Origin of the sequence: Roseibium aquae (genome assembly GCF_008711285.1) — a bacterium.
Classification (GTDB): Bacteria; Pseudomonadota; Alphaproteobacteria; order Rhizobiales; family Stappiaceae; genus Roseibium; species Roseibium aquae.
In genome coordinates this window covers 302,252-327,746 of record NZ_VXDC01000003.1, presented here as the reverse complement: position 1 = coordinate 327,746, position 25,495 = coordinate 302,252, and the positions used below count along the sequence as shown (strand labels likewise).

19 protein-coding genes and 2 pseudogenes are annotated in these 25,495 nt (G+C 61.5%); 8 read left to right on the top strand and 13 right to left on the bottom strand.

The window, feature by feature from the left end:
• The first annotated feature begins 45 nt into the window (after positions 1–45).
• Positions 46–1,890: a dihydroxy-acid dehydratase gene (gene ilvD / locus F0184_RS07095; protein ID WP_150495462.1), complete on the top strand. Its 1,845-nt coding sequence runs from the start codon at positions 46–48 to the stop codon at positions 1,888–1,890.
• A gap of 49 nt (positions 1,891–1,939) precedes the next feature.
• Here the strand turns inward: ilvD and F0184_RS07090 are convergent, their stop codons facing one another.
• Positions 1,940–2,959, bottom strand: coding sequence for an AraC family transcriptional regulator (locus tag F0184_RS07090; protein ID WP_172972019.1), 1,020 nt, complete (start codon positions 2,957–2,959; stop codon positions 1,940–1,942).
• Between the two features lie 188 nt (positions 2,960–3,147).
• Here F0184_RS07090 and F0184_RS07085 point away from each other — a divergent pair, with 188 nt between their 5' ends.
• The 3 genes from F0184_RS07085 to F0184_RS07075 all read left to right on the top strand — a co-directional run bounded on the left by F0184_RS07085 (position 3,148) and on the right by F0184_RS07075 (position 8,850).
• Positions 3,148–4,176 (top strand): alpha/beta hydrolase family protein, encoded by a 1,029-nt coding sequence (locus tag F0184_RS07085; protein ID WP_206668312.1) that lies wholly within the window; start codon positions 3,148–3,150, stop codon positions 4,174–4,176.
• 305 nt (positions 4,177–4,481) lie between these two features.
• A complete protein-coding gene (gene amt / locus F0184_RS07080) occupies positions 4,482–7,676 on the top strand; it encodes an ammonium transporter (RefSeq protein WP_208998357.1) in 3,195 nt (1,064 codons plus the stop codon).
• Positions 7,677–7,764: 88 nt separating this feature from the next.
• On the top strand, positions 7,765–8,850 hold the full coding sequence (locus tag F0184_RS07075; protein ID WP_150495460.1) for a metal-dependent hydrolase: 1,086 nt from the start codon (positions 7,765–7,767) through the stop codon (positions 8,848–8,850).
• Between the two features lie 7 nt (positions 8,851–8,857).
• Here F0184_RS07075 and F0184_RS07070 read toward each other — a convergent pair whose 3' ends face one another.
• Both F0184_RS07070 and F0184_RS07065 read right to left on the bottom strand, forming a co-directional pair.
• Complete coding sequence (locus F0184_RS07070) at positions 8,858–9,343, bottom strand: GNAT family N-acetyltransferase (protein ID WP_150495459.1); 486 nt, start codon at positions 9,341–9,343, stop codon at positions 8,858–8,860.
• A 23-nt stretch (positions 9,344–9,366) separates the two neighbouring features.
• The gene (locus F0184_RS07065; protein ID WP_150495458.1) at positions 9,367–11,547 is read right to left on the bottom strand and encodes an anthranilate synthase component I; all 2,181 of its coding nucleotides are present in this window, start codon (positions 11,545–11,547) and stop codon (positions 9,367–9,369) included.
• Positions 11,548–11,931: 384 nt separating this feature from the next.
• Between F0184_RS07065 and F0184_RS07060 the strand changes: the two genes are divergently transcribed.
• Positions 11,932–12,690, top strand: coding sequence for a substrate-binding periplasmic protein (locus F0184_RS07060; protein ID WP_172972018.1), 759 nt, complete (start codon positions 11,932–11,934; stop codon positions 12,688–12,690).
• Between the two features lie 37 nt (positions 12,691–12,727).
• Here F0184_RS07060 and F0184_RS07055 read toward each other — a convergent pair whose 3' ends face one another.
• From F0184_RS07055 to F0184_RS07035, 6 genes and pseudogenes are all read right to left on the bottom strand, one after another.
• A complete protein-coding gene (locus F0184_RS07055; RefSeq protein ID WP_172972017.1) occupies positions 12,728–13,507 on the bottom strand; it encodes a substrate-binding periplasmic protein in 780 nt (259 codons plus the stop codon).
• A gap of 113 nt (positions 13,508–13,620) precedes the next feature.
• Positions 13,621–14,394, bottom strand: coding sequence for a substrate-binding periplasmic protein (locus F0184_RS07050; protein ID WP_150495455.1), 774 nt, complete (start codon positions 14,392–14,394; stop codon positions 13,621–13,623).
• A gap of 345 nt (positions 14,395–14,739) precedes the next feature.
• Positions 14,740–15,078 (bottom strand): annotated as a pseudogene (locus tag F0184_RS21075) (rhodanese-like domain-containing protein); the annotation flags it as partial.
• 42 nt (positions 15,079–15,120) lie between these two features.
• Positions 15,121–15,501, bottom strand: a pseudogene (locus tag F0184_RS21070) (FKBP-type peptidyl-prolyl cis-trans isomerase); the annotation flags it as partial.
• 110 nt (positions 15,502–15,611) lie between these two features.
• On the bottom strand, positions 15,612–16,346 hold the full coding sequence (locus F0184_RS07040) for a glycosyltransferase family protein (protein ID WP_150495453.1): 735 nt from the start codon (positions 16,344–16,346) through the stop codon (positions 15,612–15,614).
• Between the two features lie 18 nt (positions 16,347–16,364).
• Complete coding sequence (locus F0184_RS07035; RefSeq protein WP_150495452.1) at positions 16,365–18,173, bottom strand: hypothetical protein; 1,809 nt, start codon at positions 18,171–18,173, stop codon at positions 16,365–16,367.
• 283 nt (positions 18,174–18,456) lie between these two features.
• Between F0184_RS07035 and F0184_RS07030 the strand changes: the two genes are divergently transcribed.
• Positions 18,457–19,440, top strand: a complete 984-nt coding sequence (locus F0184_RS07030) for a class I SAM-dependent methyltransferase (RefSeq protein WP_150495451.1) — start codon at positions 18,457–18,459, stop codon at positions 19,438–19,440.
• 12 nt (positions 19,441–19,452) lie between these two features.
• Positions 19,453–20,586 carry a glycosyltransferase family protein gene (locus F0184_RS07025; RefSeq protein ID WP_150495450.1) on the top strand — a complete coding sequence of 378 codons (1,134 nt, stop codon included), beginning with the start codon at positions 19,453–19,455 and terminating at the stop codon, positions 20,584–20,586.
• A 30-nt stretch (positions 20,587–20,616) separates the two neighbouring features.
• Here F0184_RS07025 and F0184_RS07020 read toward each other — a convergent pair whose 3' ends face one another.
• Positions 20,617–21,513, bottom strand: coding sequence for an ROK family protein (locus F0184_RS07020; protein WP_150495511.1), 897 nt, complete (start codon positions 21,511–21,513; stop codon positions 20,617–20,619).
• Positions 21,514–21,515: 2 nt separating this feature from the next.
• Positions 21,516–22,229, bottom strand: coding sequence for a class II aldolase/adducin family protein (locus F0184_RS07015; RefSeq protein ID WP_150495449.1), 714 nt, complete (start codon positions 22,227–22,229; stop codon positions 21,516–21,518).
• Between the two features lie 279 nt (positions 22,230–22,508).
• Between F0184_RS07015 and F0184_RS07010 the strand changes: the two genes are divergently transcribed.
• Positions 22,509–23,255 (top strand): DUF6030 family protein, encoded by a 747-nt coding sequence (locus tag F0184_RS07010; RefSeq protein WP_150495448.1) that lies wholly within the window; start codon positions 22,509–22,511, stop codon positions 23,253–23,255.
• Here the strand turns inward: F0184_RS07010 and F0184_RS07005 are convergent.
• The gene (locus F0184_RS07005; RefSeq protein ID WP_150495447.1) at positions 23,224–24,159 is read right to left on the bottom strand and encodes a pirin family protein; all 936 of its coding nucleotides are present in this window, start codon (positions 24,157–24,159) and stop codon (positions 23,224–23,226) included. The genes F0184_RS07010 and F0184_RS07005 overlap by 32 nt on opposite strands.
• A gap of 203 nt (positions 24,160–24,362) precedes the next feature.
• Positions 24,363–25,244 carry a LysR family transcriptional regulator gene (locus tag F0184_RS07000; protein ID WP_150495446.1) on the bottom strand — a complete coding sequence of 294 codons (882 nt, stop codon included), beginning with the start codon at positions 25,242–25,244 and terminating at the stop codon, positions 24,363–24,365.
• Positions 25,245–25,495 lie beyond the last annotated feature (251 nt).

Genomic DNA, 25,495 nt, shown 5'->3' with positions numbered 1-25,495 from the left:
CGGTGTCTGCCTGCTGGCCCATAAAACCAAGAGGGAGTTTGAAACATGCCCCCCTATCGTTCCAGAACCTCCACCCATGGCCGCAACATGGCGGGTGCCCGCGGCCTGTGGCGCGCGACCGGCATGACGGACGATGATTTCGGCAAACCGATCATCGCGATTTCCAACTCCTTCACCCAGTTTGTCCCGGGGCATGTCCATTTGAAAGATCTCGGCCAGCTGGTCGCGCGCGAAGTGGAAAAGGCCGGGGGCGTCGCCAAGGAATTCAACACCATTGCAGTGGATGACGGCATCGCCATGGGCCACGACGGCATGCTGTATTCGCTGCCCTCGCGCGAGGTGATCTCCGATGCGGTCGAATACATGGTCAATGGCCACTGCGCCGATGCGCTGGTCTGCATTTCCAATTGCGACAAGATCACGCCGGGCATGCTGAATGCCGCCATGCGGCTGAACATTCCGGTGGTGTTCGTGTCCGGCGGGCCGATGGAAGCGGGCAAGGTTGTCCTGGAAAACGGCCAGATGAAGTCGATCGATCTCGTTGATGCCATGGTGGCGGCCGCCGATGACACCATGTCCGATGCCGATGTTCTGGAAATGGAACAGAACGCCTGTCCGACATGCGGGTCCTGTTCGGGCATGTTCACCGCCAATTCCATGAACTGTCTGACCGAAGCGCTCGGTCTGGCGTTGCCGGGCAACGGCTCGACGCTGGCCACCCATGCCGACCGCAAGCGGTTGTTCGTCGAGGCCGGGCACCTGATCGTTGATCTGGCCAAGCGCTACTATGAGCAGGACGATGAAAGCGTGCTGCCGCGCAACATTGCCAGCTTCAAGGCGTTCGAAAACGCCATGACGCTGGACATTTCCATGGGCGGGTCGACGAACACGATCCTGCATCTTCTGGCGGCGTCCTACGAGGGGGAAATCGGCTTCACCATGGACGACATCGACCGGTTGTCGAAACAGGTTCCCGTCCTGTGCAAGGTCGCGCCAGCGGTCGAGAACATCCACATGGAAGACGTGCACCGGGCCGGCGGCATCATGGGCATTCTGGGCGAACTCGACCGGGCCGGGCTCTTGCACTCCGACATCCCGACCGTTCATTCCCCGACCATGAAGGACGCGCTGGCCCGGTGGGACATTGCCCAGACCAATTCCGAATCCGTCCAGCAATTCTACAAGGCTGCGCCGGGCGGTGTGCGCACCACACAGGCATTCAGCCAAGAACGCCGGTGGGAGGATCTGGATCTCGACCGGGAGAACGGTGTCATCCGCAATGCCGAGCATGCCTATTCCAAGGACGGCGGCCTGGCGGTGCTTTACGGCAACATCGCCGAGGATGGCTGCGTGGTGAAAACGGCCGGCGTTGACGAAAGCATCCTGACATTCACCGGTCCGGCGCGGATCTTCGAAAGCCAGGATTCGGCCGTGTCCGCCATCCTGACAGGCAAGGTCAAGGCCGGTGACGTGGTGCTGATCCGCTACGAAGGCCCGCGCGGCGGTCCCGGCATGCAGGAGATGCTCTATCCGACCAGCTATCTGAAGTCCAAGGGTCTCGGCAAGGCGTGCGCCCTGATCACGGACGGACGTTTTTCCGGTGGCACGTCGGGGCTGTCCATTGGCCACATGTCGCCGGAAGCCGCCGAAGGCGGGGCGATCGCGCTGGTCGAGGAGGGAGACACGATCATCATCGACATCCCGAACCGTATCCTGAAGGTCGATTTGCCGGACGAAGAGTTGGCGAAACGCCGTGCGGCGATGGAGGTCAAGGGCGCGGATGCCTGGAAGCCGTTGGAGAAGCGCACCCGCAAGGTCTCCAAGGCGCTGAAGGCCTATGCCCGGATGACCACCTCGGCCTCCAAGGGCGCGGTGCGCGAGCTGGACTGAGCTGCGGAACGATCAACGTCAGTTCAAAGCGGGCCTTCGGGCCCGTTTTTCATGTGGATCCATGCGCGGCCAGCCATGCGCTCGGTGATTGGCCTTTCACCCGCAAAAATTCACGGTTGAAGTTCGACTTCGTGTTGAAGCCGCTGGCATAGATTGCCGATGTGACCGGGGCGCCTTCGGCCATCAGCCTGCAGGCCGTATCGATCCGGAACCGGTTGACATAGCGGGGCAGGTTCTCGCCGGTCGCTTCATTGACCGCCGCCGAAAGCTGCTTTTCCGGGACGCCAAGCTGACGGGCCAGCTTTCTCAGCGTCAGATCCGGGTTGAGATAGCTCTGGCTCTCGCGCATATAGCTGTCCAGGCGCTGAAGGAGAGCAGCGGCAACTTGTGGCTCGACAGGCTTGGGCGCGGTTTTTCCCCCGCCTTCTGGTGTTTGATCCTGATCGGCAAGTGGACGGTTCAGGGTCTCCGACATGCTGAGCCCGCCGATAACCAGAAGAAAGAGGCCGGAATAGGCGGAGACGATCACGGGCTTCAAGTCGCCGTGACCAGCCATCACCGCATAGCCGATGCCCAAGTCGCCCAAGGCGGAACCGATCAAGGCAAACGCCACGAACCGCCACAACAAAACGGCCTTATCGCTGTTTTCAATGCGGATCATCGGCAGGTCGGCGGCCGGACCCTTTATCCGGATCCAGATGAGACCGGCGTACCCGCAGAATACCAGAAAAAGAAGCCAATCCAGAAGTGAGGACATGGTGGCGGCGGCAAGGGCAATGGCCAGTATCGGCACCAGGTGAAGGCAATCCGGCCAAGGATGCAGGGGGCGCTGGGCAGTGATCAGAAAGGTCAGATACGCCGCGACCGGTATGAGCCCGGCCGTCACTGGCTGGAGGGGCGCCAGGACCTGGATCCCGTAGTGCTGGTTGAGGACAATCAGAACCGATTGCCCCGCACAAAGCATGACCAGCGCCAGCACCATCCGTGGGGTTTCGCCGATGAAGGCGGCGCGCATCGCCAGAAACAGCAGAACCGCCGCCGTAAAAAGTGGGATGGGCAAGGCAATCATGGGGTCAACGGGCATCCGGCAAACAGGGCAAGGCCAGGCTCGAAACGGTTCCAAATCCGGATACCGGACGTCCTGAAACCGGATCTAGGACTTGGCGGCGGCCGAAATCAAGCAGGTTGCGGGCATTGTCAATCACGGAGCATATGACGATGCGAACCGCAGATCCTAAACCTACGTCTTCCAATCTTTTGAAAAAAGCAATTCTGGCCGCAGCCGCTCTGGCCACGGCTGTCCTGCCGGCCGCAGCAGCCCAGAAATTCGCCGGTTATGACCGGATCGACATCAGGGCCGAGCATCGCAGCGGTCTGATACCGGGATCGGTTTGGTACCCGGCCGGCGGACACATCTATACCGCGCCGGTTGGGGACAGCATCGTCTTCAAGGGCACCCCTGCCTTGATCGGGGCGGCCATAGCGGAGGGGTCTTATCCGCTGGTTGTGATCTCGCACGGATCGGGGGGCAACATGGACGGTCTTGGCTGGTTGTCCTCCGAGCTTGCCCTGCGTGGCGCGATGGTGCTCGCGGTGAATCATCCCGGCAGTACCTCCGGGGACAGTTCGCCGCGGCGCTCGGCACGTTTTGCGGAACGGGTCTGGGATCTGACCGCCGCGCTCGATCATGTCTTGGACGACAAGGTTTTCGGCCCCCACATAGATCCCAGCCGGATTTACGCCCTTGGGTTTTCACTTGGCGGCGATACGGTTCTGCAGGCGATGGGCTTGCAGTTCCGGGCGCATGATCTGGGCGTTTATTGCGCTGAAAGGCCCGCCGCCCCCGGGTGTGATTTCTACGGTGCCGGGGGGGTGGATTTCCGAGCGGTGGATTTCGCGCTGACCGATGGCAACTATGCCGATCCCCGGTTCGCGGGTGTGGTGGCTGTCGATCCGGGCTGGCCCAACGGATTTACACAGGAAAGCGTCGCCGCGATGGACAAGCCGGCGCTTCTGATCAATCTGGGATCCCAAGACACCATTTGGCCGGAGGTGAACATGGGAGAGAAGGGGGCTAACTGGGGAACGAAGTTCCGGCAGGCGACCTTTGTTGAAATCGCCCCGGCGCACCATTTTTCTTTCCTTGGAATTTGCAAGGATGGGGCGGCCGAGTTGCTCCGCGATGAGGGAGAAGACCCGATCTGTGACGATCCTGAGGGAAGTGTTCGGAGTCAGGTCCACCGGCGCGTCATTGAGGCCACCTCCGCCTTTCTCGGGCTAGAGTGACGTAAAGGCCGGGTCCGGCCAGTCCTTTTCGAACAGGCTCTGCGGTGCTCTCATTGCAGGGCCTGAACCGCTCGCGGCGGGCAGGGGCACAGGTGCTTCCGACGGCCGATCTGCCCTCGCCAACAGGTCGCCGGCCATGTGCTTCCAAACGCATGGTGAGGGTTTTCGTATCCGAGGGGTGTTTTTCTGCTTATTTATTATGCAAAACGGATCAATTTTAAGCATATTTACGGAGTATACACAAAGTTAAAAGTTGCAGTGCGAAGATTAGCCTCTCGGTTTTCGACTTTCCCGACTTGGATATCATGAATTTTAGATCTGTTTCTGTCGGCATCATTATGGCTTCGCTTGTGCTGCCGGACAACGCGAGCGCTTCCGGGGCCTTGTTGGGCGGCGGCGGGCAGACATATCTGGACATGACCTGGGTCCTGGTGGCCGCCGGCCTCGTGCTGTTGATGCAGGTCGGCTTCATGTTGCTTGAAGCGGGGATGGTCAGGTCCAAGAACTCCATCAACGTTGCCCAGAAAAACCTGCTCGATCTCGCGCTTTCGGTGATCGTCTTCGCCGCCTTTGGCTTCATGGTGGCCTTCGGGTCCGGCGGCAACTGGCTTGCCGGGTTCGACACGGATCTTCTGTTTCTGCAAGACATCGACCCATGGACCTATACGGTCTTCGCTTTTCAGGTGATGTTCTGCGGCACTGCGGCCACGATCATTTCCGGCGCGGTTGCCGAACGCATGCGCCTGTCCGCCTATGCCTGGTGCGCCTTGCTGACGGCGGGGTTCATCTATCCGATCTTTGCCCATTGGGTCTGGGGCGGCACGCTCGATCCGTCCGGGACGGCGTTCCTGGCCGACAGGGGGTTTGTCGATTTTGCCGGATCCACCGTTGTGCACGGGACGGGAGCCTGGATCGCGCTTGCCGCCTGCCTGGTTATCGGCCCGCGGCTTGGCCGGTTCGACGAGGCTGGCCGCCCGGTCCGTATTCATGGTCACAGCGCCGTTCTGGCCACAACCGGCGCGCTGATCCTGTTTGTCGGCTGGCTCGGGTTCAATGGCGGATCGACGCTTGGCGTGTCCGCAGACTTGCCCAAGATCATGGCCAACACCGTTCTGGCCGCAGCGTCAGGGACGGCAGCGGGCTATCTGGCGGGGTACTGGAAGGACCGGCTGGTCATCCCGATCAACTCGATATCGGGCTTGCTCGGCGGTCTCGTGGCTGTGACCGCCGGGTGTCACATCCTGACACCGTTCGGTGCGCTGGCAATTGGCGCCCTCGGCGGCATGGCAGCCATTGGCGGGGCCTATCTGCTGGAGACGCGGTTCAAGGTCGACGACCCGGTCGGCGCCATCAGCGTCCACGGGTTTGGTGGAGTGACCGGAACCCTGGGCCTTGCGGTTCTGGCGCCCGCGGATTTGCTGCCCCTTGGATCGATGCTTGACCAGTTTCTGGTCCAGATGCAGGGCGTTGTTTTGAATTTCCTCTGGTGCTTCGGGGTCGGATATGCCGTGTTGAAAGGACTGGATGCACTCTCTCCGCTGCGCATCGATCCGGTCAGTGAGGAAATCGGCATGAACGAGGCGGAACACGGCACCCGCCTCGGCATCGGCCATGTGGAAGACGCGCTGGACCGGCTGATTGCCGGCAAGGCGGATCTGTCCATGCGTCTGGCCGTTTCAAAAGGCGAGGACTCCGAACGCCTCACGCGCTTGTTTAACGCCTTGATGGATACCATCCAGACCGAGGAGCAGGCCATCAGCCGGGAAGCCGATGCCATCCGCTCGCGTGAGGAGGCAGAACGCCTGTCGGCGTTGGCGAATGCCACGTTCGATGCCATTGTCATCTCCGTGGATGGCCGGATTCTGGACGGGAACGAAGCTTTCGCCAATTTGCTGGGCTATACGCTGGATGAACTGCAGATGCGTGGCCTCTACGAATTTGTCCGTCACGAAGGGGTGGGCGATCTTGAGCGGCATCTCGCCAAGGCGGAAAAACAGGCGATGGAATTCGCCATCGTCAACCGGGCCGGAGAGGAAGTCCCGGTCGAGATCCGCACGCGCGTGATTTCCTATCGTGGTATCCCGACCCGGGTGTCCGCGCTTGTCGATTTGCGCGACCGGAAGAAGGCCGAAGCCCAGATCCTTCATCTGGCACAGCACGATCCGCTCACCGACCTGCCCAACCGGGCCGTGTTCAACGCCGAACTGGCCCAGGTCCTGCGCGGAGCGGATTCCGTCCCCGTCAAGGCGGCGCTCATGTTGCTGGATCTTGACCGCTTCAAGGATATCAACGACCTGCACGGTCACCCGGTGGGCGACCAGGTGATCAAGGTCACCGCCGACCGCCTGCGGGCAATCACCAGGGGCAAGGACACCGTTTCCCGGCTTGGCGGCGATGAATTCGCCATCGTGCTGAAGGATATCCAGTTCGCCGTTCAGGCGCAGGATATGGCAATGCGGATCGTGCAGAATCTGTCGGCTCCGATCGATTGCGAGGGCGGACTGACGATCCGGCCGAGCGCCAGCGTCGGTGTCGTGGTGATTGGAGGCAGCCGCGAAAGCGCTGAACAGGTCATCTCGAATGCGGATGTCGCGCTCTACCGCGCCAAAAGCATGGGGCGCCATACCTATTGCATTTTCCAGCCCGGCATGGGCGATGAGGTGCGCCAGCGCAGAAGCCTGGAGAAGGACCTGAGCGATGCGATCTATGAAGAGCAGTTCGAACTGCATTTTCAACCGCGGGTGGATTTGAAGACGCGGAAAATAAACTCCTACGAGGCGCTGATCCGCTGGAACCATCCCGAAAAGGGCCTGATCAGTCCGGGCGATTTTATTCCCGTGGCCGAGGGCTCCGGCCAGATCGTGCAAATCGGCAAGTGGGTTCTGGAGGCGGCCTTGCGGGCGTCCGCGTCTGCGATTTCCCGGCACCGGATCAGCATCAACGTGTCCCCTGTTCAATTCCGCGACAAGGATTTCGTCGACGATATCCGTCAGGCGATTGCCGGGGCGGGCATTCCCCCGGAGCGGCTGGAAATCGAGATCACGGAAACCACCCTGATCGAGGACGACAGCCGCGCGCTCTCCATTCTGACGGTCTTGAAGGAGATCGGGGTGAAGATTGCCCTCGATGATTTCGGTGTCGGTTATTCGTCCCTTGGCTATTTGAGCCGGTTTCCGTTCGACAGCATCAAGATCGACCGGTCGTTCGTTCACGAGGCCGGCCGCAATGCGAGCTCGCGCGCCATTGTGGAAACCGTGGTCCGGCTTGGGCGGGCCTTGAACATGCGGATCGTCGCTGAAGGGGTGGAGGACACCGATACGCTGTTGATGTTGCGCGAGTGCGGTTGCGACGAAGTGCAAGGCTATCTCCTTGGCCGTCCGCAGCCAGTCGCGCACCTCGTCCGCGCGGTTGAGCCTGAGATCATGAAGGTGCTGGAGAGCCCGGATGGGCGAACCCGCATTGGCGCCGAGGCGATGATCGTGGCCGGTCTTTCAAGCTGACATCTCCGGTTTGCACTTGCCATTTCCACCGGTGTAACCACATACCCGGCTAAATGTGCGCTCCGGCCTTCAGTTCTTGGACAACTTCATGGATTCTCTTACGCAATTCGTACTGGGCGCGGCGGTGTCGACGGCGTGTCTCGGGTCGAAGATCGGCCCCAGAAGGGCGGCGCTTATCGGCGGTGCGCTCGGAACGTTGCCGGATCTCGACGTATTGATCCCGTTTGCCGACCCGGTCGACACCTTCGTCTATCACCGGGGGTGGACCCATTCGCTCTTCGTCCATGCGATCGCGGCCCCCTTGATCGGGGAGGCGATGGTACGCGGGTTCAAAGCCTTGCGGGAGCATCGCTGGCTGACCTATGGCGCGGTCTACCTGATCCTTGCCACCCACGCGATGATCGATGCGATCACGGTCTACGGCACGCGGATTTTCTGGCCCTTCTATCCCGATCCGGTCGGTGTTGGCTCGGTGTTCATCATTGATCCGCTCTACACGCTGCCCTTGCTTGGCGTCGTGATCTGGGCGCTGTTCAAGCGCCAGTGGACCCGGCCGCTAAAGCGCGGGGTTGCTGCGGCTCTGATCCTCTCGACCGCCTATATGGGCCTTAGCATGGTGCTGCAGCAGCGCATGGAAGTCCGGGCGGCCAAGGTCTTTTCCGAGGCCGGGATTGAGCCGGACCGGGTGTTTGCCATCGCCGCGCCGTTCAACACGGTCTTGTGGAAGGTCATCGGTCTGGAAGACGACCGGTACCACAATGTCTATCTGTCGTTTCTCGATGGCGAAGACGCCCCGACAATCTACAGCCATCCCCGCCATCCGGAATTGACCGCCTGTTTGGATGACAGTCCGGCCCGCGACAAGTTGGTCTGGTTCAGCCGTGGGTTCTACCGGGCGGATCTCGTTGAGGGAAAGGTTGTCCTCTCGGATCTGCGCATGGGATTGACGCCCGGCTATGCGTTCCGGTTCGCTGTGGCGCAGTCCGGACAGGACGGATTCGATCCCATTGTGCCCGAGCGCGACTACAGCCACCGCAGGTCGACGGAGGGCGACCTGGCCTGGTTGCAGGCCCGCATGGCGGGGATGCCCGCCGTGAGGGCGGCCGAGGCGCAACTCGAAACGGCAGAGGCCTTGCCAGGCCTGGCCGACGCTTCCACTTGCGGGCGCGGGTGAGGGTCCGCTACCAATCGAGGGCGAAAAACACCGTGTCAGTGACCGGTGTGTCGTAGTAGGCGGGAATTTGGAGAAATCCGTGGCGCTCGTAGAGCGCGATCGCGGCTGCCATGGTGGGCAGTGTGTCGAGCACCATCCGCCGGTAGCCGAGCGCCTTGGCCCGGTCGATAATCGCGGCCACAAGCCGGCCGCCCAGGCCAAGGCCGCGTCCCTCCGGCGCAACGTAGAGCCGCTTCATCTCGCACCACCCGTTCTGCGCAAAGGGCCGCAGCGCAACGCAGCCGACCGGGGGATCGGTCTTGTCTCCCGCAAGCAGAAGCGCGCCGGCGGGAGGAGCGTATTTGCCCGGCAGGCCGACAAGTTCCGCCTCAAACCCCTGATAGGCGAGATCGATGTTCAGCCAATCGGCATAAGCGCGGAACAGGCGGCGGATCTCGTTCATGTCCGCCGCATTTTCCGCGGGCCAGATGGGAAGGAAGGGTGCGCGTTCCATCGCCGCTTCGCGTCCGCTCCAGGTTACACGGGCTCGGTCACGGAACGGGCCGCGACCAGTTTGCTCACCACATTTTCGATGATCCGGTGTCCCGCGTCCTGATCCAGCGACATGATGGATTCGGGATGGAACTGGACCGCGGCGATCGGCTCGTCGTCATGCTCGATGGCCATGACCACCTGGTCATCCGTTTCGGCGGTGATCCGGAACCCGGCGGGCAAGGTGTCGCGCTTGGCATGAAGCGAGTGATAGCGTCCCACGATGACGGGCGCGGAAAGACCCTCGAACAGGAGGGAATTGCCGGAAATGGAGATCGCCGACGGCTTCCCGTGAACGGGAATGTCCAGCTGGCCGAGTTCCGCCCCGAAACTCTCGGCAAGTGCTTGCAGGCCGAGGCAGACCCCGAACAAGGGGAGGTTCCGCGCCCGCGCCTTCGAGATCGTGGCGGCGCAATCAAAATCCTTCGGATTGCCCGGGCCGGGCGACAGGACGACGAGATCGGGTTTGACCTCCTCGAAAACGCTGTCCGCGACGGGCGTGCGATAGGTCACAACCTGTGCGCCGGTCTGGCGGAAATAGTTGGCCAGCGTGTGGACGAAACTGTCCTCGTGATCGACCAGCAGGATTTTGAGCCCGTCTCCGGGGTTTTTCTTGCGCGCTGCCGCAATCGCCTCCGTCGCAAGACCGGCTTCACGCACGGCGGCGCGCATGGCTTCGGCCTTGAGTTCCGTCTCGGCCTCTTCCTCTTCCGGGATACTATCGTAGAGCAGGGTGGCGCCGGCCCGGATCTGGGCGACGCCGTCCTTGATGCGGACGGTCCGCAAGGTGAGGCCGGTGTTCATGTCGCCGTTGAACAACACCGCGCCAATCGCCCCGCCATACCAGGCGCGAGGGGACTTTTCATTGTTCTCGATGAACTCCATCGCCCAGCGTTTCGGCGCGCCGGTGACCGTCACCGCCCAGGTGTGGGAGAGGAAGGCGTCCAGCGCGTCCATATCCTCGCGCAAGATACCTTCAATGTGGTCCACGGTATGAATCAGCCGGGAATACATCTCGATCTGGCGCCGGCCGATGACCTTGACTGACCCCGGCACGCAGACCCGGCTCTTGTCGTTGCGGTCCACATCCGAGCACATCGTCAGCTCCGCCTCGTCCTTGGCGGAATTCAAGAGCTTGCGGATCTGCGCCTCGTCCTCGATGGCGTTCTTGCCGCGCCGAATCGTGCCGGAGATCGGGCAGGTCTCCACCCGCCGCCCGCCGGTCACCCGGACATACATTTCCGGCGAGGCCCCGACCAGATATTCGGCATTGCCCAGATTGAAAAAGAAGGAATAGGGTGCCGGATTGATCTGCTGCAGCCGGCGCGAGACGGCCGAGGGCGGGTTGGCGCAAGGCTCATAAAATACCTGTCCGGGCACGGTCTCGAACAGGTCGCCCCGGCGGAAATAGTCCTTAGCCTTGCGCACCAGGTCGGCATATTCGCCCGGTTCATGATCGCCCCGGCCCGGATCTTCATTGGCGGGTTGGTAAGGGGCTTTTTCAGATTCGCGCGGCAAGCCGGCCGTGCCCTGACCATCGACTTCGAACTCATATTCAAGCACATAGGCGCGCTTGGCGTGGTGATCGACGATCAGGATTTCGTCGGGCAGGAACAAGACGATGTCGCGCTGGTCTGCGGGGCGCTCCAGCTTGAGATCGATAGGTTCGAACTGGAAGGCGATATCGTAGCCGAAGGCGCCATAAAGGCCGAGCTGATCGTCGGCGCAGGCAAACAGATCGCGCAGGGCGCGGATGACAGAAAAACTGGAGGGCTGGCGGGATCGTTCTTCTTCCTGGAAGAGGCGGTCCGGCGCCTTGACGGTCAACCGGATCGCCGCACCCTCCCGGTCGAGCGCCTCCACATCCTCATGGGCTTCCAGTGTGCGTTTGATCACCGGAAGCAGGATTTCCCCGCGCGAATTGAGGGCGGTGATGGTCACGCGCCGGTCGGTCGCTTCCATGGCCAGCGGCGGGTTGGCCAGCGCCATGTCCCAGCGGGTGTAGCGGCCCGGATATTCATAGGACGAAGAGAGCACCGCGCCGCGCTCGCAATCCAGCCGGTCGATCCAGCGCGACGTGCCTTCCGCGTAGTCGGCGGGGCGGACCGAGCGTGTGATGGTGATCCCGCCCGGTGTTTCGAAGATCTGGTCTGCCAAAGCCGGCATGGCGCTGTTCCTGTCTTTGTTGCGGCCGCCCGCCGGACGGTCTGCCACAAACACCAAGGCCGCCCGGAGTTCCGCGGCGGCCTTTGGTTGTTCAGATCCCGATTGGCATCACAAAGGGTCGGCCGCCTATGTCGCGCCGCGCCACCACCAGATGCTGGTCAAAATCATGTTCATGCGACTGGCATAGCCCAACTGGTCGAATCCGGCAACGGAAGAATAATGCAATGCGTCCACGGCCATTCCCATATTTTTAATAGTCCGTCGTGAAAGGTCTTGATCCCGACCGCGCCGACCATATCAATTTATGTGCTCTTTATGTTGACAGCGTAATACTGGGGAAATTCTTGGAACCACGCCCATCGGATGCTTCGGAGAGCTAAGACCGTGAACACTCGTCTCTACCTGATCCCTATAATCGCAGCGTGGCTGTTGTTTGCAGCGTGCTGTGCCGCAAGTGGGTCCTTGGCTCAGGACACCGAAAACTGCGAGATGACAGCGTGGTTTGGGCAGGAAGAGCCCTATCTTCTACGGGATGCGCGCACGGGCCGTGTAACCGGGCCGGACGCCGAACTCATGCGTGAGATGCTTGCGGCGATCGGATGTAGGCTTGTCTTCCTCGAGTTGCCCTGGAAACGGGCTATTGCCCTCGTCAGGGCAGGCGATCTGGATATGGTTCCGTTCGCCAGTTACACTGTTGAAAGAGAGGAATTCGGGCATTATTCCGTCCCCTATAGAACCACTTACCACCGATTTATAAGCACGCCGGAAAACGGGCTCAGCGATCACTCCCTTCCTGATTTCCTCGCGCGTGGCGGGCGGATTGCCACCATGCTCGGATACAGCTATCCGCTAGGTATTAGTACGACGTTGAGTCACCCAGCTTATGAAAATCAGATAATCATTTTAACATCTTACGATCAACAAGTTCAAATGCTCAGGACGGGCCGTGTAGATGGAATTATCGCCTCCGACACGACATTGCAGCACCGGGTGATAAAAGCCGGTGACGTGGATTTCGAAATTAAGGTAATCGATGTCTACCCGGCCAATCTGCATTTCCTCTTCTCCCGAAAAAGCGTTTCCGGACAGACCGTCGAGCGCATCAATCAATTTCTTGAAACGCGTCCATCGCCGGGAAACTGACGGGACCGGCGGGGGCCAATCGACCGGTCGACCCTACTCACTTCCAGTCGTCGAGGCCGTATCGGGTCATGATCTCATCGATTTCACCAGATGCCCGAAGCTGGTCCAGGCCAGTGGAGAGCACCTCCGCCAGATGCGCGGAGTGCGGCTTGGCAGGCGACAAAGCGAGAAAAATGTCTTCTTCGGAAAAGACATGCGCCAGCTCGAATTGGTCGCGCAATTCCATGTCTTCCGCCTTATTCCAGAAGATGTTGACGTCCTCGATCACCAGATCGATCCGGCCGGCGGCCAGTTTTCGCAGGTTGATGTCGAGCGGTGCGTCGCCCCCTTGGTAGCTGGGGATGGTGCGCTTTTCCAAAAGGGTTTCCAGATCCTCGCCATACGCATAGTCAAGGATCAGGCCGACACTTCGCCCGTCGAGGGACGTCTCATCGACATAGCGCCATGGGGAATCCGCCCGTTTGAATAGACCGACCCGCGTTTGCCCCATTGGTTGCCGGGGAAAGACGAAATCCGGCGCATCTTCGCGGAGCGCGCCGAATACGCCGTCATAGTGTCCCTGGCGGGTGTAGAGCAGCGCACGGGCCCAATTGATCGTTTCATAGCGCACGGAGTACCCTTTGGGCTCCAGGATGGCGCGGGCTATCTCCACCATGAAGCCGGGTTTTTCCGACCCGGGTGTGCAGTTGACCGGACACCACTCATCGGCGGCGAATACGAGCGGTCTGTCGTCCGCCCGCACTGGTCCGGTCGCCCCCTTGGCCACCACCCCGGCGAGCAGGACGGAAACAAGCAGGTTGGAGAAGATGGTCGGCATGGGAGAGGGGATCCCGCTGGGCATTCAAGGGTCTGACGTCAGGATGCAGCATAACCGACCAGCCATCGATGAAAAGTGCCGTGCCATCGCATGACGCTCCGGCCGGCCAATCATCAGGAGCCCGAACTCCAGTCCTTCAGGCCGTATTTGCTCAGGATTTCGCCAAGCTTTCCAGAACTCCTGAGCGCCTTCATTCCGGCATCGAGTTCCTCGGCCAGCTTGCCGGATTCCGGTCGCGCCGGCGAAAACGCGATGTATACCGGATCATATTCGCTCTCGCCTTCTAGGCGAACCTGATCCGAAACGCCCATTTGATCGGCGCTGTAGTTGAAAACACTGGCCTCTTCGACAAGGGCGTCGAGCCGTCCGGCCAGAAGCTTCTTGATGTTTGTTTCCAGCGCATCGTCGCCGCCGGCAAAGCTGGCTTCCCCGTGGGTCTCGATCTGAGTGCCGAGATCGCCATAATCGTAGTCGCGGATCAACCCGATCGTCTTGCCGCTCAGGTCCTCGGGCTTGGAAAAGCTCCAGTCGCTGCCGGCCGCCACGAAAATGGCGTTGCCAGCCTTTCCCTGGGCCTCTTTCGGGAAGACGAAGTCGTCCGCGTCGCCAATGGATGCGCCGAAAACAGCGGCATATTTGCCTTCGCGCGTTTCGACCAGCGCCCGCGCCCAGTTGACCTGTTCGTAGGTCACCGTGTAGCCGAGCGGTTCGAACACCTCTCTTGCGATTTCCACCATGTAGCCGGGCTTGTCGCTGCCGGGCTCGCAATTGAACGGGCACCACGGGTCAGCCGCGATGACAAGTTCGTTGGCCTGTGCGCTGCCAAAGCAGGCAAGTGCGAGCGTGATGGCGAAACCGGTGGTGCGGATGTGCGTCTTGAATGGCATTGGGCATGGTCCCTTTGTGAAAGGTGACCAAAGGGAAGCATGCTTCTGTAAAATATTTTTAAAATCATTTTTCGGGTTGGAAGATTCATAGACTTTGATTTGAAATTCAAAAATCGAGGTTAATTTCGCTTTCCAGGAGGCAAGAAGGGGCTTTCAGTTCTGGAGCTGGCTGCAGATCTCGGAGGTTTGATTTGTCCAACCGACCCGGGTTTGCGGTGGCGTTTGCGCGTGGGTAGCTGTATGGCCACGACGCCATCCGAAAATTGTGTCCAACCGCCGGAACATACCACGTGGCGCGGGCTCCGTTGAGGGATCTTCAGGGCGTCCGCGGGGACAGCTTCATTCTCAGCAGAGCCAGCAGCCGTCCGGCGTGCGGGCCGTTTCAACCGGGCCGCCATTGCTCAGATAGCCGACAATTCCGTCGGCAACGCTGGCAACATTGGTGAAACCTGCCTGGCTGGCCAGATACTCCGAAAGGACCGCGCTGCGATTGCCGGTCCGGCACAAAAACACGATCTCCTCGGCTGGATGCGCGACCAGCTTTTGCAGTTCCGATCCGAAATTGGGGTTCACCTGACCCGCTTCATTGAAGAATGTGATCAGATGACTGCCCGGCACGACACCGGTCTGTTTCCATTCGTCCGGACGGCGGATATCGATCACGGTCGCGCCCGATGCCAACTTGGCGCCGAGTTCGGATGAGTCCACCTCGCCAAACTTCTTCGCCTGGACCTCCAGCAGTTCGATCTCGAATTTCAAGGTCGCATTGGGCGGGATCACGCCGCCCGCACCGCGCGAGCCGTAGGCAAGCTCCGGGGGGATGATCAGTTCGCGCTTGCCGCCGACCTGCATGCCCTCAACGCCCTGTTCCCAGCCCGGGATGACCCGGCGCTCGCCGAGCGTGAAGGAAAACGGGGTACCGCGGTCGAGCGAGGAATCGAACTTCGTACCATCCATCAGCCACCCCGTGTAGTGGACGGTGACGGTCTCTCCGACATCGGCGGTCTCGCCGGTGCCTTTTTCGATGTCGGTGATCTGAAGCTCCTGCGCAAAGGCGGGCAGGGCGAAAAGAAGGCCAGCAAGAGCGGCGAGAATACGACGGGCCATGAAGTGCTCCTTCAGGTTACACGGGCTGCCGGACCTCGCCGCCTGAAAAAGGCGAAGGTATGGCAGCCGTGATAGGAAATACGTGAACGAAGCGGAGCGGTTGGTCCGGTTCAGTCTTCGCCCAGGCTGCGCTTGGTCATCTGGTTCAGCTTGTCCAGGTCGGCAACCTGACAATAATTGGCAGACTTGTAAGCCTTGAACCACTCGGACGCGTATTCGGTGTTTTCCGTTTCGGGATACCACGGACCGCCATCGGTGTAGTGGATCGCCTGCGGGGTTTCGATGCCCTTGGTGTAACCGGCAAGGTAGTTCCAGCTGGCCGGAACCTCGCCGATCAGATCGTCATTGCCGAGCCACTTGAATTGGTGCAGCTGAAGGCCGGTGGCCTCATTCACATATTCGGGCGTCAAAGCCGTGCATTTGGCATTGTTGAACATCATGACGCTCGACCAGTTCTTCTTTTCGTATCGGGTCTGCTTTTCGCCCAAAAACTTTGTCTCTTCGGTCGGATTGTGGTCGTGCTTCACGCACATCACCGCATACCGGTCGTCGCGCAGGGCCCACAATTTCGCGATGTCGTCGAGAAAGACGATGTCGTTGTCCATGAAGATCGACCAGCCGCTGTAGCCGGACAGATAGGGCGTCAGAAAGCGGGAAAAGGAAAACTCCGTGGATTGGTTTGGGTCGGTGTCCCGCCAAAAGATGTCGCGCATGTTCCGCAAATTCAGCGGCAGGACGGAGACGGGAAGGCTACTGTGCTCTGTAATGGAGTGCGCCAAGACGGATGAGGCGACGTGAATCCGCCGGTCGTAACCGACAAAAATCCGAACAACACTGTCGTGCATGAAAAGTCCTTTATTGGGTTATGCGCCGTTGCGTCCGCCGCCTTTGTAGTCAGGCTGGTCCCGGCGATCAAGGAAGGCATGGAGAAAGGCGGTGCCGGCGGCAACCTGCGCGTCGGTCCAGACCAGTCCTTCGATCTCACGGTCGCTCAGGGGGGTTTGATGACAATCCCGCAGAGCCGCGATCATCCCGGGCAGGTCGGAAAGGTGCCGAACGGCATAGGCGGGGGCGCGATCGTCTGACGTTGGGGGGATCATCCGCGCAGGCACATGATGATAGTGGCGGCGCAAGGTGTTGAGGAAAACCGGAATGCGATTGTTGAGAGCTTCCTGGATGGTGGCCGAATTGTTGCCGACAAGCAGGTCCATGGTTTCGAAAAAACGGCCAAGCGGGGTCTGTGTGTCCACCATGACCCGGCCCGCATATCGAGGGTTTGTCAGCTCCTGTCTGAGCCAGTCCAGCGGCAAGCCGGTCTTGCCAGGCTTGATCTTGATGACCAGTTTGACCGCGTCGACACGGGCCGCCGCGCGGGCGAACTCGAGCAGGCCGTGGAGGAATTCCCCCGGCAACTCCGTCACCCAGGGAACGTGTTCTTCGGCGATCCGGTAGTTGCCCGCCATCACGATCTGAAAGGGTGCCCCGTCTTTCGGCCGCCGGGAATAGCGCTTGCCGACCTCAATTGCATGGATGGCTGGCGCGCTTGGATACGCCTTTTGCGCAAGGGGAGCCGTGAGCGGGCTTTTGCAAAACAGGTGCTTGACGCTTGGGGCGTTGACCCGGCCGTGGCGGGCCCAGAACGTGGCCCCGAGGTTGGACACTGGCGTATCCTGAGCCGTATCGCTGCCGTGATTGATCATGATGGAAGGAATGCCTTTCGCGGCCAGGTCACGCTCCGCGCGGATCACCGAGGGCTGGATCAAGTGATCGAGAACCAGCAGATCGGGGGTCAGAGCGTGCGCCAAGTCGGCACCGGCCCTGCAGTCCTTCAAGAGCCGGGGCAGGTAGTGCGCCAGCACGGGCGCCAGGATCCTGTCGAGGTCCGGATCGTTGGTCAGGGGGGTGGGCAATGAAAGCTCGAGGGATCCGGCCGGCCGGCGCATGGACGCGCGAAAGAGCCGGACCGGTTTTGAGGCGTCCGGTTTCCTCGGTGCCTGCCGGATCGATCTCAACCCCCGGCGCAGTGTGGCCAGGATGGTCTTTCCCGGATGTCCCGTTGACAGGATCGCGGCATCGTTCCGGCCTTCGGCGATGGTGCGGGCCACCCGGGATGTGAAGGGTGTGGGAAGGTCCAGTTGCAGCAGGTGCGGGCGTTTGCCCAAACGCCAGAGGATAATCCGGTTGATCCAGAGCGCCAGGCGGGCATGTACGTCGCTGTAGTCACTGGACGGAAGCAAAGCGTCGAAGCCCCGCGCAATATCTTGCGCCAGACGCTCCAGAAGAGCGGCCGCCGGCCCGACGTGTTCCGGGTTGCCATTCTTCAAAAGCGTGTAGTGGTCATCGCTCAACGAGTTCAGGCATTGCCGGATTAGCAAGACCGGCGGCAGGAGATAAAATAAAAAGAGGCGCACGCTTTGTACATCGCCCGGATGCCAGCCCGCATCCGAAAGACGTTCATCCACCAGTGAGAGTATGCGATCGGACCGGATTAGTGTCCTGGCATGGGAGCAGCTTGACAGGATATCCGACGCCTCCAGAACCTCGGCCCCTGTTTCGCGCAAAACAACCGCTGCGTCAGGGGAAAAACACAGGAACCGACCGCGATCTGTGCCGGACCGTGGGGTCGGGTCGAGATCTGCGGGATGCATGACAATGGTGAGGGATGAGCGCATGCCGGATCAGTTCAGGGTTGCGGATATGGCACCTACATAAAGGGCTTTTCCGTTCTGGTATAGGCCGTCTGGAGGCCGGGTAGGGTGAGGAGATGACCGAATGGCGGGAACGTCGTGCCAAGGCGTTTGACAAGGGACTGGCGGCAATGGGACTGACTGTAGTAGGGAACCGCGTGCCTCTCTGACCGCATCGACCCAAAGGCCACACGCCAAGACAGCGGTTCTTGCAGACAAATAACCAGCGGCACCAAACCCGCTGGCGGAAGATGAAAGGGCAACAGCCTTGACGGTCAAAGAATACAGGGTGGAAACGCTCGACACTTGTCCGAATTGCGAGAGTTCGGATTTCGCACCTTGGGTGACAAGCCGCGATGTTCTTCTGGAAAATTCCGATGAGGATTTTGTCTATGCGCGCTGCCAAAGCTGCGGGGTTACGTTTCAGCAGGTTCGCCCAACCGAGGATACAGTTGGTTTTTTCTATCAGGGCGACTATGGGCCGTATGCGCTGAAGCGGCGCAAGGACCCACCGCTCAAGCAACTGCACAAGAAACTGCTGAAGCTGACCGCTGCCATGACCGGTGAAAAGCGGGAGCGGAAGCGGATACAGGCGGTTTATGCGAAACACCTCTCGCCAAGGAACGCGGTGTTTCTGGATTTTGGATGTGGCGGCAGTCTCTTGATGGATGATCTCAAGGCGCGATACGGCTGTGCGGCAATCGGTATGGATTTTGACCAGAACCAGGTGGCGGCTGCCCGGGACAGGGGCCACCGGGCTTATCTGGCGTCAGACGAAGGCTGGGCGCAGATCGAAGATGCGAGCGTTGATCTTGCGGTGATGAACCATGTTCTTGAGCATCTTTTTCACCCCGAGGCCGTGCTTCGAGAGATCCACCGGGTCCTGAAGCCGGATGGTGCGATCATGATTACGGTGCCCAATCCGGATGGGTACTCGGCCCAAACGTTTAAAGAAGACTGGTTCGGGCTCGACTGTCCAAGACATATTATCCTGTTTTCGCCCGCCGCCGGTGAACGGCTTCTTGACCGGGTCGGTTTCGACAATCCTGAAATCCTCAGCCGGTCCGTTGCCAAGGACATCGTTCGGAGCAAGGCCCGGCGGAGCGGTTCGGTGTCCGCCTGGCCCCTGGATGCGGATGGCATAAAGGCGATCCAGAACGCCTTTCTGGCCAAACGGCAAGCGGCAAAGGGCCGGTATGACCAGTTCACCTTGATAGCCCGGAAACCAGCGTCTCCGGGATTGATGCCCTGATCCGGACGAGACATGCGGGTTCTTTGGATTGTCAGCAGTTTGAGCATGAAGGTGGCCAGTGTCCGGCTACGCACCTTGCTGCCCGCGCTTTCCTTGGCGAAAGCAGGCCATGAGCTTCTTGTCTGCGAGGGTCTGCCGCAGGACGACCAGATTGCCCGTGCGGATATTGTGGTGATCAACAAGTGCTTCGGCGATGCATATGCGACTTTCGCCAGGACCTGCGCCGGGCGGGGCATTCCCGTGCTTTATGATCTTTGCGACAATGTGTTCGCGCCGGACTATGGGGATGGATCTGGAAAGGCCGCGCAAAGCGTGCGTGAGATCCTGGTGCATTGCACCGCGTTGATCACCACCGGCCCGTTGCTGGCCGACGCGATTGTGCGCCATACAGGTTTTGATGGGTCCGTCCATTGTATCCCGGACAGTGAGGAACCGCGCTTCGCGATCGACGAACTGCTCCGGGCCTGGGAGCAGGGGCAAGGGGTCCTCGCCGAAGGCCGGTTGACCTTGAGGCCGGCCCAGCCATTCGAGATGGAACGGCAGATTTTCCCCGAACACCGGGCGCGGACGCTGTTCAATGCCGTTTTCCGGAAGGATGGCTGGCTGAGGCGGGATCGCAGGACCGTTCTGTGGTTTGGGACGCCGGGCCGCATGGACAGCAAGACGGGGCTTTATGCGCTCAGGCTGATGAAGGACGCCCTGGCGGCGGTAAATGCCGAGATCCCGCTTCAGCTTCTCGTGGTGTCCAGCAGCAGGAAACTGTTTCGGCACCATACGCAGGATTATCCCGTCCCATGCGTCTTCCGGCCCTGGTCGCTTTTGTCGATGTACGGCCATTTCCAGTCCGCTGACGTGACCATGATCCCGAACCCGCAAGACGCGTTCTCAATTGTGAAATCAGCGAACCGGACGATTTTTTCCTTGTCTGAGGGCACACCTGTCATTGCGGACCCCGTCCCCGCGCTGTCGGATTTCGAGGACTGCACCCACCAGGGAGATTGGGCGGAGGGCCTGCGCGCCTATCTCGGCCAGCCCGGGCTGGCGAAACAGCATATCGAACGGGCCCGCAAGGTCATCGCGAACCGGTATTCGCTTGCCAGCATTTGCGAGGATTGGCGCCGCGCGCTTGAAGGTGAGGGGTGCTGACGCCCAGATCGCCGGGCACCGGCTGCCTGATCACCCGTTCCACAGCCAGGCCGCGCCGCGGACGCCCGACGAATCTCCGTGCTTTGCCTTCCTGATCGGGGTGTCGAAACTGTCTGAGAAGATATGGGGCCGGATCGCGGCGGGCAGGTCATCGTACAATTCGTCGATGTTGGACATGCCGCCGCCGAGCACGAAGACGTCCGGGTCGATCAGGTTCGCGGCCATGGCCAGCGCCCGGCCGAGCCGGCTGACATAGGCCTCGTAGTGGCGGGTGGCGAGTGGATCGCCCGCGCGTTTCAGCTCCATGATGTCCGGCCCCGTCAGGTCCGACCCGGTTTCCGCCCGATATCCGGCCTGAAACCCGGTGCCCGAGCACCAATGGTCGATGCAGCCGTGGTGACCGATCCAGTTTTTTGGGCCCGGGTACTCGTCCGCCGTCATCCAGGGGACGGAAATCGCGCCCCATTCGCCGCCGATGCCGTTGGCGCCGCGATGCACCTTGCCGCCGATCGCGAGCCCTGATCCGCAGCCGGTCCCGATGATGATCCCATGCACGAAGGGGGCTCCGGCGGCCGCGCCATCGGTTGCCTCCGAAACGGCAAAGCAATTGGCATCGTTTTCGACGCGGACCGGCCGCCTCAGTCGGGCTTCCAGATCGGCCGCCAGGGGCTTGCCGTTCATCCAGATGGAATTCGCGTTCTTGACCAGCCCGGTCTTGGGCGAAATCGAGCCCGGAATCCCGAAACCGGCCGTGCCCGTTTTGCCGGTTGCCTGTTCGGCGGCCCCGATCAAGCCGGCGGCCGCCTCAATGCATGCCGGGTAGTCCCCGCGCGGGGTTGGGATGCGCTTGCGGAACAGTTCCGCGCCGGACACGTCCAAGGCGGCGACCTCCATCTTGGTGCCGCCCCAGTCGATCCCGAGCCGCATGGTCATTGCGCCTTTTCGGGCAGTTCGAACGCCGCGCCCGCCGCCGGGTCCTGTTCTCCCGCCTGCTTGCCGTAATTCTTGAATTTTCGCAGGATTTCGGCCATCTCCGCGGCATCCAGAAGCACCGGCTCACCAACGCTCAGGGCCGACAGATACTGATTTGCCAGATCCTCGACCCCTTCCGCCAGCGCCAGGGCCTTGGACAAGTCCGGCCCGCAGGCAATCTGGCCATGATTGGCCAGAAGGCAGGCCGAACGGTCCGCCAGGGCCGTCATCATCGCCGCGGACAAGGCCTTCGTGCCGAAGGTCGCGTAGTCCGCGCAGGCAATCCGGTCGCCGCCGGCCATTGCCACCATATAGTGAAAAGCTGGAATCGGCCGCCGCAGGCAGGACAGCGCCGTGGCCCTTGGGCTGTGGCAATGGACGATGGCCCCGGCCTCCGGCTTGCCGAGATAAAGATCGAGGTGCATCCGCCATTCGGAAGAGGGCAGCAGGTCTCCCTGGTACCGCCCGTGCAGATCCATGGCCACGATCTTGTCTTCGGTCAACTGATCGTAGGGCGTGCCGGACGGGGTGATCAAGAAGCCGTCCGCTGTCCGCCCGCTGACATTGCCCGATGTGCCCTTGGTCAGTCCGAGTTTCTGCAAGGCCCGCGCCGTGTCGATGACGGCCCGGCGCAGGTCCGGGCTGTCGGGCGGAAAGGGTGCAAGTGTCATTTATCGCAATCCGGTTCGATCCTTGCCGCATCTAACCCGTTGATCCGGTGGGCGGCAAGGCCGGAAGATGCATGCGCTTTTCAGTTGAATCCGCTAGAGAAGTCGGGTGAGGCATGGAGATGATGCGAACGCATGCGGGATCGGGACACTCGACAGCAGCGCGGAAAACGGCCGGGCCGGCGTGAGCCTCCGCGCCCCTCGCACCGCCGTGTCAATTGGAGCGGCGCGCGGGCAGCCAGATTGCCGCATGAACGGGCGGCGGCAAGCTGGCGCAGCCGCATGCTGGTCAGTCTGCCGCTTGTGCTTCTGGTGGCGGCGTTTGCGGGGCTTGGCCTGTCCCGGCTTCTGCCGGTTTCCCCACCACAGGACACCGCAAGCCCGGCCGGGCCGGACCCGCTCGCGGCCCTGCCCGCGTCCCTGCGGCGGATGCTGACAAACCCCGAACCGGTGATGCCGGCCCGGCTGACCTTGACCTTCACCGGCCGTCCGGCGGATCTGTGCGATCAGCTCAACGCACTCGGCATGACCAATTCCGGCTGGCGGGGCGCACCTTTGATGATGGGCCGCTATCAGTGCGCCTCGGAGCTGATCACACTGACCACGCCGAGCGTCGATTATGGCCCCTCAACGCTGTTTTTCCTGCTGCGCGGCCGGCAGGATGACCGGATCGACTATTTGCGTCTCAAGCTGGTGGTGGATGATCCGGCACACAAGCCGGTTGGCGTAGATGCGGTTGAGCTTGTCATTGGCGCCCTGTCCGACCGCTACGGCTGGGCGGTGCCGAACGTCTTCTGGCGGGCTGTGGCGGAATTCGAGCCGCTGGAACTCATCGATCGGGGCGTGCGCCTGTCCGTCGCGCCGGAGGATCCGGACCTGACCGGTGATCCCAAGGCCGATCGGCGGCTGAACATCGTCCTCGATTTCAGCGAACCGGACCTGATCCGCCCCGCCGACACTTTCCTGAAGGCGCCGCCCTTCGACCCCGACTGGACGGTCACGGTCCCGCCCGGTCCGGCAGCGGAATGAACTCCTCCGCGTCGCCCGGCACGGTGTCGAACCGGCCTTGCCGCCAGTCTTCCTTGGCCTGTTCGATCCGCTCCTTCGATGAGGAGACGAAGTTCCACCAGATGTAGCGTTTTCCGTCCATCGGCTCGCCGCCGAGCAGCACGAACCGCGCGGGGGCGTCGGCCAGGTTTTCGATGACCAGGTGATCGCCGGGCTTGAAGACCATCAACTGAGCCGGATCAAATGTCTGGCCGGCAATGGTGATCCGGCCGGCAATCGTGTAAAGCCCGCGCTCTTCCCAGCCGGCGTCCAGTGGCATCTTTGCCCCCGGATCGAGGGTGACATCGGCATAAAACATGTCCGAGGCGGTCTGCACGGGTGCCTTGTGACCGAAGAGCGCGCCCGCGATCAGCTTCACCGAGGCGCCCTGATCGCCGAATTCCGGCTGTTCGTCCGTCCCGAAGTGCTGGAAGCTCGGATCGCTTTCCTCCAGATGCTTGGGCAGCGCCACCCAGCTTTGCAGGCCGAACAAAGGCCGCTTGGCGCTCAGCCGCTCGGGGCGCTCGCGCTCGGAATGCACGATGCCCTTGCCCGCGCTCATCCAGTTGAGGGCGCCGGGGGCGATCGCGATTTCCGTGCCCAGGCTGTCCCGGTGATACATCTCGCCTTCGAAGAGATAGGTGACGGTGGCCAGCCCGATATGCGGGTGCGGGCGCACGTCGATGCCGCCGCCGACAAGAAGCTCGGCCGGTCCCATCTGATCGAAAAAGATGAACGGGCCAACCATGCGCTTTTTCGCCGAGGGCAGGGCGCGGCGCACCGAAAACCCGCCAAGGTCCGACGTGCGCGGCATGATGATGGTCTCGATCGGATCGCAGCTTGCAGCATCACCGGGAATCGGGTCGGGGCAGTTCAACCAGCTCATGGGGCGCTCCAGTGGGCAGAGTGGGCAGATCGCTCGTGATCTATGGCGCAAAGATAGGGTCCCGGTCTGCCGACTGTCCATTGAACAGTGTGTCTTCCCGGTCGAGCACGGTCTCCGATGTGGCGGGGATGCGTGGTCCCTGTTGTATCGGTTGGACGGGCTCTTGCGGGTCGCGTCCGGATCGCGGCGTGGGATCAGGACGGTTACCCGAACACTGCCCGGTTTTCCGCGACGATCCGGTTCAAGAACTCAAGGGCGGTCGAAACAGGGCGCAGGGAGCGGGTGCTTTCGTGGCAGACGGTCCAATAGGCGCGCTCGACGCGAATGTCGGGTAGCACAGGTACGAGATCCGGTTCGGACCGCGCGATGAAGGCATGCAGGATGCCGATGCCGGCCCCGGCCTTCACGGCTTCGGTCTGGCCGAGCGCCGAGGCGATCTCGAACCGCGCGGGCCAGGCCTTCGCAAAATCCTCGAAGTAGTTGAGCGCCGGTGCATAGATCAGGTCTTCCACCGCGCCGATCAGACGGTGGCTTGCCAGATCCTTCTGCGTTGCGGGCGTGCTGTTGCGCGCCAGGTAATCCTTGGAGGCGTAAAGCCCCAGCGCGTAGTCGACCAGCTTGCCGGCGATCAGCCGGCCATGTTCGGGCCGCTCCACTGTGATGGCAATGTCCGCCTCGCGCCGGGACAAGGAAAAGGACCGGGGCACGGGCACCAGCTGAACGGTCAGATCCGGGTGCTGTTCGGTGAGCGCCCCGAGACGCGGGGCGAGGAATGCCACCCCGAACCCGTCCGGAGCACCGATCCGCACCGTCCCCGACACGCCGATCTCCGTGTCGGCCAGATCGGCTTGCGCTGCCAGCATGTCCGCCTCGATCTGTTCCGCGCGGGCCAGAAACCGCGCGCCCTTTTCCGTCAGCACCGATCCGGATGTCGACCGGTCGAACAGCTTGGCATTCAAGCCGGCTTCCAGCGCGGAAAGCCGCCGGGCCACCGTGGCGTGGTTCAGCCCGAGCCGCTTGCCCGCCGCCAGGATCTGCCCCGAGCGCGCGACGGCGAGAAAGATGCGGATGTCGTCCCAGTTCATTTGGTTAGCCTCTTTCGAAGATATGCCGCCGGCCTATGCTTCCCAAAAGGGTCATGCCGGCCGACGGAGCGCGGAGCCGGGATTGCGGAAGCCAGCCGGTCTTGTCTGTACCCGATTCCGGATGACCCCCTGGCGGGCTCTCCGGGATGACGGATTTGAGAAGCGCCCATTTTGGACTGGGCTATATTTTGCGCACAACGGATGCGGAAATCTGGAGCTTGTATAGCGCAAAAATGCAAGGCAAGAAAGAA